A 12,532-nucleotide genomic window follows, 5' to 3' on the forward strand; every position below is an offset into this window, starting at 1 on the left:
TATACTCTCGTAATTTATATGTGCTATTTTTGAACTTAGATACCTTTAGGTATCACCATATAATAAATAAATTTACTTTAGCTCTCATCAAGTATGTGAATATACTGTTATTAACTCATGCATACCAGGAATAAATTTTAATTAATTTAGATATTAATCTCATTATAGGTGTTAAAAATGGATTATGAGAGCAAAAAAGTTGATTATTTAGTTAATCCTAGCATAGAAAAACTAATCCAACTTTTAACTAGTGGAATTAACAACAGTGTTATAACCCTATTTACACATTGCAAGGTTTATTATGATGGGAGAGCAATTGGATTATCTTTTAAATATTGTCAAAAATGATAAAAAGTTTTTAGAAACTCTTAAAAACATGAAAATTGACGTAGATTCAGATGAAGAACTTAGTAAAATATTTTTTATAATAATAACATTCCCATTCTGGTTAAGATGTCATGATGATATCAAAAATGCCCTACGTCTAATAGACAAAATTACAAACAAGGGAAGTTTTACTAAAGTATTGGATAACTCAATGAAGGAATATCATGTATTCTATATTTATGATGTGGACAAACTATCTGACCTTATAGCTGAAGAATTAAAAAGATTATACCTTATATGTAAATCAGAAGGAAAAAGTTATTATGAAAATATATTTTTCAGATTGGATAGGAAGTCAATATTAAAATTATTTATGAAAATATCCCCTTTCAAACAATTAGATGTTATTAAAGGAAAGCTCAAAAATCAATTAGATTTCTTTGAAGAATATTTCAATAATATTGAAAAAATTGGTTATTTTTCAATAAGAATGGAAAATAGTCGTTATAATGAGCATATTAAATCACTTCATCCTAAATTAATAATATCATTGAGAGTAGATAAGGTGCATATACGTTTAGAAGCTCAAATAGACTACTACAATATAAATAACGAAAATGAAGAAGCATATAAGAAAATTTTAGAACTGATGAAACTCAATTTACTCACAATAGGTTATAAAGCAGTTGAAAAATTCCTTGAGGAAATTTATGAAGAAGTTTAACCAACTTCCAATATTGGTATAAAAATACTATTATAACTTGCTTGCAATTTCTATTGCAGTTTTTAAATCCTCTATTGTCCTTTGGGAGAGGATATAATTATCCACACAAAATTTTAGATTCTCTTTTAATGATTTTTCTTGGTCTAACAAGGATAATCTTTGGATTATTCTTTTAATTACACCCTGATAATAATAAACTTCTGAATTTTTACTACTCTCCATTTTTAAAATAAGTTTTTTCAATTTGTATATTGCTTCAATTGTTGGTAATTCTAAAAGTTCTTCAAAAGCTGTCATAATATCCCACCAAAATATTCTAAAGTTATTCATCTGGGAATAGACACAAATTACACTTGATAATCCACTTTTTATTCTTATCATCTGGATACACATCGATAATATTATGCTCATCATCAGCATACTCTAATCTTGAAGTCCATGGGAGTGTTTTTAGAGTGGAAATAAGAGCATTCAAAACATTCTTTCTAAAACTATCTTCACTTGAAGATTTTAACAAACTTTCCAAAGATTTTATAAATTCAACCAACTCCTCAATCTCTCCCCTCATAACCTCATCAAAAGTTAATTCTAAATCGCACTTTATAATCCATTCTCCAAAACCACCAACTTGAACCTTACAATCCCTCATTTAACCACCCACAATTAGAATATAATTTAAGTATTCTCATAAGATTTTGTTAAAACTTCTTTCCTTATAATATAAATAGCATCTCCATCGTTATTCCAAATAGCATATTTCTAAACTACTAACAATTAATATTAGGTAATGATACTTGAAGATGAGCGTTTTAAATATTTACCAAAACTCATAAAAATGATAATTTCAATTATCATAATTATAATTATCATTATGGGATTAGTATGTTTGTGGATAGAGAAGAAGAACTAAAAGCATTAAATGAAAAGTTAGATAGTAACAACTTTGAATTCATAGTTATTTATGGGAGAAGAAGAATAGGGAAGACAAAGTTGGCATTAAAAAGTGTAGAAAATAGGGAGCATATTTATTACTTAGCAGTTGAGGGAGATAATTTAAAGCATTTTAAAAGATATGCTTCAAAGGTTGAACCAACAATTGAATATGCTAAAGAGGATTGGGAAGCATATTTTAACTTTTTAAAAGATAAAATCATTATCATTGATGAGTTTCCAAACTTAATTAAAGAAAATCCTAATGTATTATCTCTATTCCAGAGAATTGTAGATATACATTTAAAAAATACAAAAACAAAACTTATTATTCTTGGCTCATCAATATCCATGATGGGAGAGAAGGTCTTAAGTTATAAATCTCCTCTTTATGGGAGAAAAACTGGAGTTTTGAAGATTAAACCATTGAAGTTTAAGCATTTAAAGGAATTTTTCCCAAAAGCTATTTGGGAAGAGTTGGTTGAAATTTATGGTTTTGCTGATGGTATTCCATACTATCTTGAGAAGGTAAAACTTCCATTTTGGGATTACTTAGATAAAGAGATTAAGAGAGTTGATAGTTTTTTGAGATATGAGGTTGATTTCTTGATGAAGTATGAGTTTGAGGAGCCAACAACTTATAAAAAGATTCTTGAGGCAATAGCTTTTGGTAATCACACACTTGGAGAGATAAAGAATTACTTGGGCTTTAAGCATTCAGATTTAACACCATATTTAAAAAACTTGATTGAGGTTGAATTTATAGAGAGGCAAACTCCTATTACAGAAAGTGTAAAATCAAAAAAGGGGAGGTATTACATTAAAGATAATTTTATTGCTTTTTATTTTAGGTATATTTTTCCAAATTTATCTGCAATTGAAGAGGGGATTTTTGATATTGAGGAGATAAAGGCTGATTATAATCAATATTTAGGATTTGTCTTTGAAAAAGTTGCTAAGGAGTTTTTAATTGAGCTGAATAAAATGAATAAATTACCATTTAAGTTTTTAAAGATTGGAAGATGGTGGCATAGGGGAGAAGAGATTGACTTAATTGCTTTAAATGATAATGATAAAAAAGCTTTATTTGTTGAGGTTAAATGGAAGGATTTGAAAGATAGAGATGTTAAAAAGATATATAGGGATTTGTATAGAAAGTCAAAACTTGTTGGATTAGATGATTATGAAAAATATTATGCCATTGTTGGAAAGAAGATTGAGAGTAAAGAGAATGGAGATTGTTTATTATTTGATTTGGAGGATTTCTCATAAAAGTTATTGGGGTGGAAATTATAGCATTATTGATTGAAGAAGGAATCATAATAATAAAAGATAAAAAAGTTGCAGAGAGGTTTTTAAAAGATTTAGAATCATCACAAGGAATGGATTGGAAAGAAATTAGAGAAAGAGCAGAAAGAGCTAAGAAACAACTTGAAGAGGGGATTGAATGGGCAAAGAAGACGAAATTATAATCCTACTAAAAATATTATTAGAAGAATATGATGAAGAAAAAGTAAAAGCTTTATTAAACTCTTTTCTTGCCACAAAAATTTAGATGTTGAGAATTTTTTTTAAAGAATTCTGCAATATTATTTGAAAAATTAAATAAGAGCAGAATATATCTAATTTTCAAAAGAGGGACTAATGATATTTTAGCATACTTCACTCTAACAATCTCTATCTTAAAAATAGTTGATGAAAAAATATCAAAAAAGACATTAATTTTGTATAGGATAATTTAAGTTTAGAATTTAAAATTTATAAATTTTATAATTTAATTGTTAATTGACTTTGAAGTCAATTCACCTTATCAATTTCTCATACTCTTTGTCAATGGCAGTTCTAAGTGCTTCCATCCAATTTTCTGAAAGTTTTATATATCTCCTCGGCCTATTTGCTGGAGCTTCCAATTTTCTTGTTTTTATTATACCCACTTCCTCCAAATAAGTAAAAACCCTCCTCCATTTTCTCAACACAAGAGTAGGATCTTCCTTCATCGCCTCAGCCAAGGCAATATTACACATTTCCATAGGACCACACTTACAATAACCACTCTCAAAATGCCTCTCACAAGCAAAAAGAACTTTTTTAAATTCTTCTGAATGTTCAAGAACTGCAATTAATCTAAATAATGTTCTAAGCTCTACACTCATAATCCCACTCCTATAAAGATGCCAAGGTATAAAAGTCTATTAGTGAATTGACTTTAAAGTCAATTCAGCATTATTATATAGTATATCCCTAATTGTTTATATTTCAAACGGAAAAATAAATATTTTGAAAATGAACAATAGCATTTATTTTTCACATTTTTCATTAGATTCATCTTTTTTAATTGGTTTATCCAACATTTTAGGTATTAAAAGTGTAAGAACAAGAACTAACACTATATACACCAACATTGCAGTAAGAAACACTAACAACCTTCCCTCAACCATTCTAATAACCTCCCAACAAACTAACTAATTTTTTATTCTAAAAAACTTATACTTAGATGCCATTGTGAATTGACTTTGAAATCAATTCACTCTCAAATTTGTATTCCAACAGTGACATGAAAAAGAAAATAAACTATATCATTCTCCCAAAACTTCCCTCCCACTCTGGAAAAATAAGCTAAAATCCCTATTTTTCTCTGATATGTATTTTATCATGAATAAAATTTGCTTTTTAAATTCTTTTTTACTGATTTTCGCCTTATTATGAGCATCTTTCAAATACCTTGGATAACCAAGTTTAGAGTATGGAATAAGCAAACTTATAACTTCTTCAATTGATTTTTTGTTAGTTCTTGGAACTTCAAGTGCTAATATTGGACTGCTCTCGGCAAATCTAACATAAGTTTTAGGAATCATCTCAAAAGGATTTTCCCTGATAACTTCTAAAAATTTGAAATAATCTCCAAACACATCACAAATCTTGTTAATGTGCCTCCTACTCCTTTTTTTATTATAACAATCTTCCAATTTAAGAGTAGTGTATCCCCTCCCTCTAAATATTTGATTTAGAAGTGTAGCATCAAGTAGGATATCAACATTTATGTTGTTTTCCTTTAATTTTTCTGTAATAATTGAATTCTCAAAATTTTTAGCTATGAATGTACAATCATACTCTAACAATCTATTTAAAGAGTGTAGCAATTCTATATACTCAAAATATACTCCCCAACATGCAATTTCCAATCTAGAATTGAGAATATTTGCTGCAAATAACTCTTCCCTAATATCTTCAACATATTCAGAATACGTACTATCAAACTTTTGAAAAATCTTTATTGCTAAGAGAGTATTATCGTAAATATTCCCATCTAAATTCTCCAAAACTTCGTCCCAAAAATTATCCAATGATTTTATAAACTTCCAACCCAAATCTTCAGCTAAATCTGGATAAACAGTTAGAGGGTTAGTATCTCCACTTAAAAGTGGTGGCATTATTAAAGCCCCTGACAAAGTTCCATCTAAAAGGATTAAATCAACATTCTTGCTAACAAGTGTTGCAAGCCTATACTCTAAAGTCATCATTAATCTTCTAACTCTATCCTCTTCTTTAAAAAATGGTAGAACACCCAATTCAAACATTCCCTTTTCAATATTCTTTCCAATAGCATAGGATGAGAGGCCATAAACAATACCACTACAGAATTCAACCTTCCCCCTACTACCATCTACCCCACATAATACCCCTTCAACACCTTTTGGCAACTCATTCCACACTACTTCATCATTTATAATATTTCCAATACTGCTTATATTTTTAAACTCCCAATCCACAAAATTGTAAATTATATCCAAATGATTTTTACTAATAATAAACATTTTTATCACCCCTAAACGTAAATTAAAGGTTTTTAAATTTTTAAATTTTTAAGACCATCTTCTCCTCCTAAAACTCCATCATATTTTTTAATTTTAACCAATGCTGGAAGTGGGAGTGAAGAACCAACTACTATTGCCTCTCCAGTTGATAATTGTGGTAAATCTTGAAGTAAATCCTCTCCAACATTCTCGGAACTCTCTAAAATATATTTTTGGTCTGTTGGCTCTACAATTCTTAAAATTATCTTAGTATTCATTTGAGATAAGACTGTAGGATTCAATTCTTTAGGCCTCTGACTTACTAAACCCAATCCAACTCCAAATTTTCTTCCTTCTTTTGCAATTCTATTAATCCAATAACCAGACCTATCCTTCAAATTCTTTGCTGCAAAAAGGTGTGCTTCTTCTATAATTACTAATGTTGGTTTTTCAAGTGCTTTAATTTCAACTATCTCATCATGGACTGATTTAATTCTCTCTTTTAAAACTCTTTTTAAGAATTCTCCTACAATTGTTATTGCCTCCTCATCCTCAATCTTTTGAAGTGGGAGAACATTTATTTTATCACTCTTAATGTCAAACATTCCCTCATTCTCTCCCAAAATATTTTTATTTTTGTTAATAAACCATCTCAACTTTTCAATAACTCTATTTATTGACATTTCATCATCTTTTTTTACAGTTTTAGNCCTACATCTTGTTCCATCATAATACTCGATATAGATTCTTTTTTTATCTTCAGAATTTGCAATTTTATCAGCACACTCTACAAGTTTTTCTTCAATTTTTTTCAAATATTCCAACCCAGAAATTTGTTTTTTATTCTCCTTACACTCATATTTTACAGTAAGTGCAGCATATACTAAAAATGACTTTTGAACTGAAGAATTCTCACCAATACCAAGTAATTTTGCCAAATGCTCTTCAGGAACCAATATTGGATTCAATTTTGCAGGTAGAATATGAGTATTCCTCATTTTCACGTATTCTCCATGCGGATCAACTATTACAATATTCATTTTTCCCTTATCCTTTTCAAACAATTCTTGGACTAACACGGCTATAGTATTTGATTTTCCAGCCCCAGTCATTGCCAATACAGCAAAATGCCTTGAACAAAGCTCTTTTGCATTTAATTTCACTTTTGTTGAAGACCTTACCTTTAAATAACCTACTTCAATACTACCATTTGAAAATATTTTAGCTAACAAATCATCCTTAGTCAAATAAACATTCTGAGGCACATTTATTGGATATACGTTAGATTCAATACTTCCACTTTCATTATTAATTACTCCCAAAATTTTTGCACTCGCTAAAAATTTAGAAGAATTATTTAACATTTCTTCAGAATATATAACACCCCTAATCTTAGCTAACTCACTAGCATCTTCCGATTTATCACCAATTAGAGCATTAACAGAAACAATCTTGGTAATTTTTGAAAGAAGATAGTCCCCATGTGTATTTTTTGTAATGACAAACTCTCCCTTCTTAATCTTGTCAATAACCTGGTTCTCAATTACAAACTCAAATTCATTAACATTTTTTGAAGCTACAACAGTCCCAACAACTACACTGTTTATAACCATCACCCAACTGTTGTGCGTTTGTCTGCGTTAGTATGTATATACAAACTTCTATATATACTTTTCGATATCTAATAGTGCAGAATAAAGTTTAATAGTACCTAAGGATTCTAGTATTATCATAGCCATAAAACAGGGTGAATGTATGAAAGTGTATGATATTAGAAAAATACAAAAGCGTGTTACAAAATCCAGAGGAAAAACCTACTATACCTATTATATTAACCTCCCAGCTGAATGGATTGAAGATGCAAATTTAAAAGAAGGAGATAAAGTTGAGATATCTGGAGATAAAGATAAGCTATGTTTAAAAGTCGTGTATAGACAAAAAGATGAAAATAATAAAAAACAATAAAATAAGCATACACATCAACATTAAAGGGTGAAAATATGAATGAATTATATGAAATTTATGTGGAATTCAGAAGATGGGTTTATTGTTGAAGAACAACATAAAGAAGAAATTCCATTTGAAGACTGGATTGTCAACACCGTAGAACAACTTAAAAATTTACAATATACTAGATATACTTTTGAAGAACTTACCCCCAAGACAAAAAATTTAGAAGCATACAACAAATTATTGGAAATCTTAAAAAAACATACAAATATGGACATAGAAAATAACGTAAAAAGAATTTATCATTGCATTGCTGAAAATAATAACTACAAATATGAAATTGCCTTTTATATAGTAATAAGTAAAAATTGGAATGAATAAAGAAACATAAAAACCAATTCTATGCATATCCATTTATTTAGGTGTCAATGTATGATTGAAACCATCCACATCAAAAATTTTAGAGGTATTAGAGAGCTTAAATTGGAAAATTTGGGACAGATAAATATAATTGCTGGGAAGAATAATGCTTCAAAATCAAGTATCTTAGAAGCTTTGGCATTGTTTTTAAGTGCAAAGGAGGGGTTTTCATTATTTATAAAAATTTTAAGGGAGATATTACTTTGGAGAGGATGGTATGGTGAAAAAAGTATTTATGATTTGTTCTATAAAAATTCTAAAGAACTTGAAGTAAGTGTTAAGTTCTTAAATCAAGATTTTGCAAATTTAACCCTAAAAAATTCTAATCAAAGTTTTGCAAATAAAAATATTGCAGTAGAACTTAAATCTGATAAAAATTCTTGGAGTGGACGTTTTGATTCACATTTAATACATCCAGATTATATATCATCAATATTAACCTCTGCAGAGGCTACACAAAGTAATTTTGAATTTATAACATCCTTAACATTAATAAAGTTTGGATATATTGAGAGCATATACTCTCAAGCCTATGAGACTCAAGTTTTACAGGATGCTATAAGATTGCTTAGAGAAGCATACCCAGAAGTTAAAAGTCTAAGCCCTCTCCAAAAGTATAACAAGTGGATAATTCATGTTTAAACTGAATATGGAGTTTATCCATACTATGTAATGGGAGAAGGGTTTAAAAGTGCTTTAATAATTGCATTATTAACCTCTATACTAAAAAATGGTTATCTTTTGATAGATTCAGCTGAAGCCTTTCATCACCCCTCCTCACTTGAAATTACTTCACAAATGCTTACAAAATCTGTAAAGAATAATAACGTTCAAGTATTTTTAACCACTCACAGCCTTGAATTGATAGACTTCCTCCTTGAACATGCCAGTAAAGAAGGTATAGAGGGCAGATTAATCTACATGCGTAGAGATGGGGAAAATTTAATTAGCAGTATGGAATCCTTTGAAAATGTTAGGGAAATGAGAGAAACTCTCGGAATTGATTTAAGGGGGTAATCATGAGGATTTTATTACTTGAGGGAATTACGGATGTTGCATTCTTCATTCCAATATTAAAGAAATTATATGGTTTTTCAGAAATTAGTTGTGATGGTATTATTAGAGCAGAAAAAATGGGAGATATATCAAAACCAATATGTTTAGAGAATGAAGATGTTAAGTTGATAGTTTTCCACTCTGGAGGAAAATCAAAACAAAAACATGCTTTGACAGCAATGCTTACGGCTATTAAAATGGGTTATTTATCTAATATTAAAATCTTGGGCATTGCAAGGGATATAGACCAAGAGCATGATGTCAAAAACTGGACAAAGAGTATAATAAAAAATGCTGGATTTGAAGTTAAAGAGGGTGACAAATTTTTGATTATAGAGGATTTAAACTTAAAAATAGCTGTTTTGGGTATTGCTAATTATGATGAGGATGATTTTAACATCCCATCATTTGAACTAAAAAGAGAACTCGAGGCAGTAATTACTGATATGGCTAAAGAAATCAGCATCATAGAAAAATTCAAAAACTCTTTAGAATCATTAAGTAACGATGCTGAAAGAAGATTAAAGCCAAAAGACATAACGCACGTTTTAGCCATTGCTAAAAATTTTGACGGAGACTCCATGTCTGGCTTATATAGGAAATTTATTGAAGAGCAGATAAATAATAAAAATAAAGTGAACTTTTTATTAACACTAATATGTATTCTACCATGCCTCACCATCTTTTAACTCTTTTAAACATTTTGATAAAGATTTATGACATCTTTTACATCCTTTACTTCGACAACATCCTCCTCAATCTTAAAAATCTGCACAATTACCTCAATGTTCAATATTTGGACTTTTATTTTTTGAGATTCCTAAAAAAACTCTAAGGATTGTGCTTATTTTAAAAACACTAACAGGGTGAAAATAAAAAGTTGCAACTAAAAATAAGGAATGTTTTATTAGAATATTTAAAATTAAATAAACACGTTTTGAGAGTTTGTAATCTAACAGTGAATTGACTTCAAAGTCAATTCACAAAAAAGACTCTCCATTTAGAATTACATTATAAAAGTCTCTAAAAATAGTGATATGATAAAATAAACTTATTTAACTTTTACTGTTTTCTTTTGCATGTTTTTGCTAAGTCGGCAGTTTCTTTATCTATTTCCAAAGCTAAATTCTCTAATATCCTCAAGCAAAGTATTCTGCTGCAGCCCTACTAGCTTATTCATTAAAACCTACAAAAATATTACCATTTTTGCATATATGCTGGATAAAAGTTGCTCTATCACTTAAAAGTTGCAGTTTTTTAATTGAAAGTTTTAAAGTTCTGATAATAGAAATTCAAACATTAAAAATAGTATGTTGGATAAAACCATATAAAAACTATTTTTCCATTGAAATCACAATTTTTTCATGATACACAAAAGTTTAAATACTTTTGTTTTGATAAAATTTTGAAAAAAATATTTATACTCGAAATTTTAAAGAAATAAGTATGTATAATCTCAGTTAAAAATTACTGAGGGTGATAAATATGTGTTATAATTTTGAAAATGTTAAAAAAGCTTATGAGGATCAACTTAAAAACTATATAAAAAATAGTTTAATTCCTAACCTCTCCTCACATGCAAATAATGAAGTAGTTAAAATTTCAATGAAAAAACTGGCTAACTTGGGTTTTGGATATTTAGTGGATAGTACATTATCAAGTATAACTGGATATTATAAAGTTAGAGATTGGATTGAAGAATTATTAAAAGAGGAATTACAGAAATCTGGAGAAAATAAATGTTGTAATATAGTATTATGTGATTATCCAGAAGAGTTTGAGATTAGCATGAGGGAAATTCCTTATTATGTTAATAAGGTTGTAAAATTTAATGGTGTTATTATTTCAGCATCATATCCTTGTGTTCTTTCTAAAAAACACTTATATATATGCCCTAAATGTGGAAGGATAAAAGAAGTTTATTTTAGTGAATTATTTTGGGATGATAAGGTTTTTTGTGAATTTTGTGGAGGAAAGATGGAATTTGCAAATGTGATGGATTATGAAAATTTTCAGGAATTAGTAGTCCAAGATTTATCTGATGAGAGTGAGTATTATGGTATTGAAAAAAACCCAATAGTTTGGTACTGTGGTGCAAAACCATATTATTTTGGACATGTGAAAATTACGGGAATTGTAAGGGAAGTTCCCAGAAGCTCAAAAAGTCGTATTTATGAGTTGATAGTTCAAGCTATAAATGTTGAAAAATTGGGAGTTGAAAAATCTCTAATAAATTTAACTGAAGAAGATGTTAAAAATATTAAGAAAGTTGCAAAGAGGGGAGATATTATTGACATATTGGCTGATATATTGATCCCACCACTCCTCTGTGATGATGCGATTGTTAGAAAAGCCATACTTATACAGCAAATAGCCCCATATTTAGAGGACATAGGCAAGATTAACATTCTACTAGTAACGGAAGTTGGTATTGACAAGACAGCCATTCTAAAGAGAATTGGGAATATTCCTGGAAATAATTTTATAAACATAGCGGCGTTGAAGGAGGAGGAATTAGCCACACCTTATGATAAAAGAAGTAATATACTGGGAAAATTTTATACTGTATGTGGAGGTGTAATTCCAAGGACTCTTGGAGTATTATGTATTGATGATTTTAACGAGAACAATAAATTAAGTACAAAATTATCTGAAGCTTTTGAGAGGAATGTTCTTACAACTAATAAGGGTTCATTTTATTGCGTTCCCGCTGAGTGTAGTTTCTTATGTGCATGCTATCCTAAAACGAAATTTAGAAAGTTTGATCAAAAGAAAAGTATTATAAAACAGATAGGGATTTCGTCAATTTTATTAAAAAATTTTGATTTAATATTTCCAATTAGGGATATTCCCGACAAGGATAGGGATGAAGAGGTGGCAAAATACATTTTTCTAAAGTATATAAACTCAGATAATGAAGAAATTGAAGGATATGATTATGTATTTGTAGATGTTGGTGGAGAAAAAATAAAAATTGATTTTGAATTTTTAAAAAAATATGTTGTTTACTCAAGACAAATAACTCCAAAAATAACTGATGAAGTCATAGAAAAAATTTCAAACTGGTATGATGAAATGAGGAAAAATCATTATATCACTGCAAAACAATTAAATACTGTTATAAAACTTAGTATAGCAGTAGCAAGGGCAAAATTAAAAGAGTGTGTTGATGAAGATGATGTCAAAGAGGCAATAGATATAATAATGCACTATTTAAAACAAGTTGTTTATAATCCAAAAAAGGGAATTATTGATGTTATTTTGTTGTATAAAAACAAAACATAAAAAGTATAGGAGATAAAAATTGGAGATACATTTTTAATCTGGAATG

Annotated in this window: 14 protein-coding genes and 1 pseudogene; 9 read left to right on the plus strand and 6 right to left on the minus strand. The window is 28.8% G+C overall.

Annotated features, from left to right (window positions below; all coding sequences use genetic code 11):
• Positions 1 to 316 precede the first annotated feature (316 nt).
• Positions 317 to 1,051 carry a hypothetical protein gene (locus MJ_RS08940; protein ID WP_244409555.1) on the plus strand — a complete coding sequence of 245 codons (735 nt, stop codon included), beginning with the start codon at positions 317 to 319 and terminating at the stop codon, positions 1,049 to 1,051.
• A 30-nt stretch (positions 1,052 to 1,081) separates the two neighbouring features.
• On the opposite strand, the gene MJ_RS08945 is transcribed toward MJ_RS08940, so the two are convergent.
• Together MJ_RS08945 and MJ_RS08950 are read right to left on the minus strand one after the other, a co-directional pair.
• On the minus strand, positions 1,082 to 1,348 hold the full coding sequence (locus tag MJ_RS08945; RefSeq protein WP_244409557.1) for a hypothetical protein: 267 nt from the start codon (positions 1,346 to 1,348) through the stop codon (positions 1,082 to 1,084).
• Positions 1,349 to 1,373: 25 nt separating this feature from the next.
• On the minus strand, positions 1,374 to 1,700 hold the full coding sequence (locus MJ_RS08950; RefSeq protein WP_010890050.1) for a hypothetical protein: 327 nt from the start codon (positions 1,698 to 1,700) through the stop codon (positions 1,374 to 1,376).
• A gap of 233 nt (positions 1,701 to 1,933) precedes the next feature.
• Between MJ_RS08950 and MJ_RS08955 the strand changes: the two genes are divergently transcribed.
• Together MJ_RS08955 and MJ_RS08960 are read left to right on the plus strand one after the other, a co-directional pair.
• A complete protein-coding gene (locus tag MJ_RS08955; RefSeq protein ID WP_010890051.1) occupies positions 1,934 to 3,253 on the plus strand; it encodes an ATP-binding protein in 1,320 nt (439 codons plus the stop codon).
• An 11-nt stretch (positions 3,254 to 3,264) separates the two neighbouring features.
• Positions 3,265 to 3,453: a hypothetical protein gene (locus MJ_RS08960; RefSeq protein WP_010890052.1), complete on the plus strand. Its 189-nt coding sequence runs from the start codon at positions 3,265 to 3,267 to the stop codon at positions 3,451 to 3,453.
• Positions 3,454 to 3,783: 330 nt separating this feature from the next.
• On the opposite strand, the gene MJ_RS08965 is transcribed toward MJ_RS08960, so the two are convergent.
• The 4 genes from MJ_RS08965 to MJ_RS08975 form a co-directional block, all read right to left on the minus strand.
• Positions 3,784 to 4,134: a hypothetical protein gene (locus MJ_RS08965; protein WP_010890053.1), complete on the minus strand. Its 351-nt coding sequence runs from the start codon at positions 4,132 to 4,134 to the stop codon at positions 3,784 to 3,786.
• A 144-nt stretch (positions 4,135 to 4,278) separates the two neighbouring features.
• A complete protein-coding gene (locus MJ_RS09545) occupies positions 4,279 to 4,419 on the minus strand; it encodes a hypothetical protein (RefSeq protein ID WP_162484781.1) in 141 nt (46 codons plus the stop codon).
• 138 nt (positions 4,420 to 4,557) lie between these two features.
• Positions 4,558 to 5,796, minus strand: a complete 1,239-nt coding sequence (locus MJ_RS08970) for a DNA double-strand break repair nuclease NurA (RefSeq protein ID WP_244409559.1) — start codon at positions 5,794 to 5,796, stop codon at positions 4,558 to 4,560.
• Between the two features lie 32 nt (positions 5,797 to 5,828).
• A complete protein-coding gene (locus MJ_RS08975; protein ID WP_244409562.1) occupies positions 5,829 to 7,388 on the minus strand; it encodes a helicase HerA-like domain-containing protein in 1,560 nt (519 codons plus the stop codon).
• Between the two features lie 142 nt (positions 7,389 to 7,530).
• Between MJ_RS08975 and MJ_RS08980 the strand changes: the two genes are divergently transcribed.
• From MJ_RS08980 to MJ_RS09005, 6 genes and pseudogenes are all read left to right on the plus strand, one after another.
• Positions 7,531 to 7,740 carry an AbrB/MazE/SpoVT family DNA-binding domain-containing protein gene (locus MJ_RS08980; RefSeq protein WP_064496991.1) on the plus strand — a complete coding sequence of 70 codons (210 nt, stop codon included), beginning with the start codon at positions 7,531 to 7,533 and terminating at the stop codon, positions 7,738 to 7,740.
• 39 nt (positions 7,741 to 7,779) lie between these two features.
• Positions 7,780 to 8,106, plus strand: a complete 327-nt coding sequence (locus MJ_RS08985; protein WP_010890056.1) for a hypothetical protein — start codon at positions 7,780 to 7,782, stop codon at positions 8,104 to 8,106.
• A gap of 51 nt (positions 8,107 to 8,157) precedes the next feature.
• Positions 8,158 to 8,787, plus strand: a complete 630-nt coding sequence (locus MJ_RS08990) for an AAA family ATPase (RefSeq protein ID WP_244409564.1) — start codon at positions 8,158 to 8,160, stop codon at positions 8,785 to 8,787.
• Positions 8,788 to 8,814: 27 nt separating this feature from the next.
• Positions 8,815 to 9,162 (plus strand): annotated as a pseudogene (locus tag MJ_RS08995) (AAA family ATPase); the annotation flags it as partial.
• A 2-nt stretch (positions 9,163 to 9,164) separates the two neighbouring features.
• On the plus strand, positions 9,165 to 9,890 hold the full coding sequence (locus tag MJ_RS09000; RefSeq protein ID WP_010890059.1) for a DUF3226 domain-containing protein: 726 nt from the start codon (positions 9,165 to 9,167) through the stop codon (positions 9,888 to 9,890).
• A gap of 796 nt (positions 9,891 to 10,686) precedes the next feature.
• Entirely contained in the window at positions 10,687 to 12,486 is a 1,800-nt protein-coding gene (locus MJ_RS09005; RefSeq protein WP_244409565.1) for a minichromosome maintenance protein MCM, read from the plus strand.
• The last annotated feature ends 46 nt before the right edge of the window (positions 12,487 to 12,532 follow it).

Source organism: Methanocaldococcus jannaschii DSM 2661 (assembly GCF_000091665.1).
GTDB lineage: Archaea > AGJL01 > Methanococci > Methanococcales > Methanocaldococcaceae > Methanocaldococcus > Methanocaldococcus jannaschii.

Coding starts and splice junctions, on each gene's coding strand:
- MJ_RS08945 (WP_244409557.1), bottom strand. CDS start 1,348: ATGACAGCTTTTGAAGAACTTTTAGAATTACCAACAATTGAAGCAATA.
- MJ_RS08950 (WP_010890050.1), bottom strand. CDS start 1,700: ATGAGGGATTGTAAGGTTCAAGTTGGTGGTTTTGGAGAATGGATTATA.
- MJ_RS08955 (WP_010890051.1), top strand. CDS start 1,934: ATGTTTGTGGATAGAGAAGAAGAACTAAAAGCATTAAATGAAAAGTTA.
- MJ_RS08965 (WP_010890053.1), bottom strand. CDS start 4,134: ATGAGTGTAGAGCTTAGAACATTATTTAGATTAATTGCAGTTCTTGAA.
- MJ_RS09545 (WP_162484781.1), bottom strand. CDS start 4,419: ATGGTTGAGGGAAGGTTGTTAGTGTTTCTTACTGCAATGTTGGTGTAT.
- MJ_RS08970 (WP_244409559.1), bottom strand. CDS start 5,796: ATGTTTATTATTAGTAAAAATCATTTGGATATAATTTACAATTTTGTG.
- MJ_RS08980 (WP_064496991.1), top strand. CDS start 7,531: ATGAAAGTGTATGATATTAGAAAAATACAAAAGCGTGTTACAAAATCC.
- MJ_RS08985 (WP_010890056.1), top strand. CDS start 7,780: ATGAATTATATGAAATTTATGTGGAATTCAGAAGATGGGTTTATTGTT.
- MJ_RS08990 (WP_244409564.1), top strand. CDS start 8,158: ATGATTGAAACCATCCACATCAAAAATTTTAGAGGTATTAGAGAGCTT.
- MJ_RS09000 (WP_010890059.1), top strand. CDS start 9,165: ATGAGGATTTTATTACTTGAGGGAATTACGGATGTTGCATTCTTCATT.
- MJ_RS09005 (WP_244409565.1), top strand. CDS start 10,687: ATGTGTTATAATTTTGAAAATGTTAAAAAAGCTTATGAGGATCAACTT.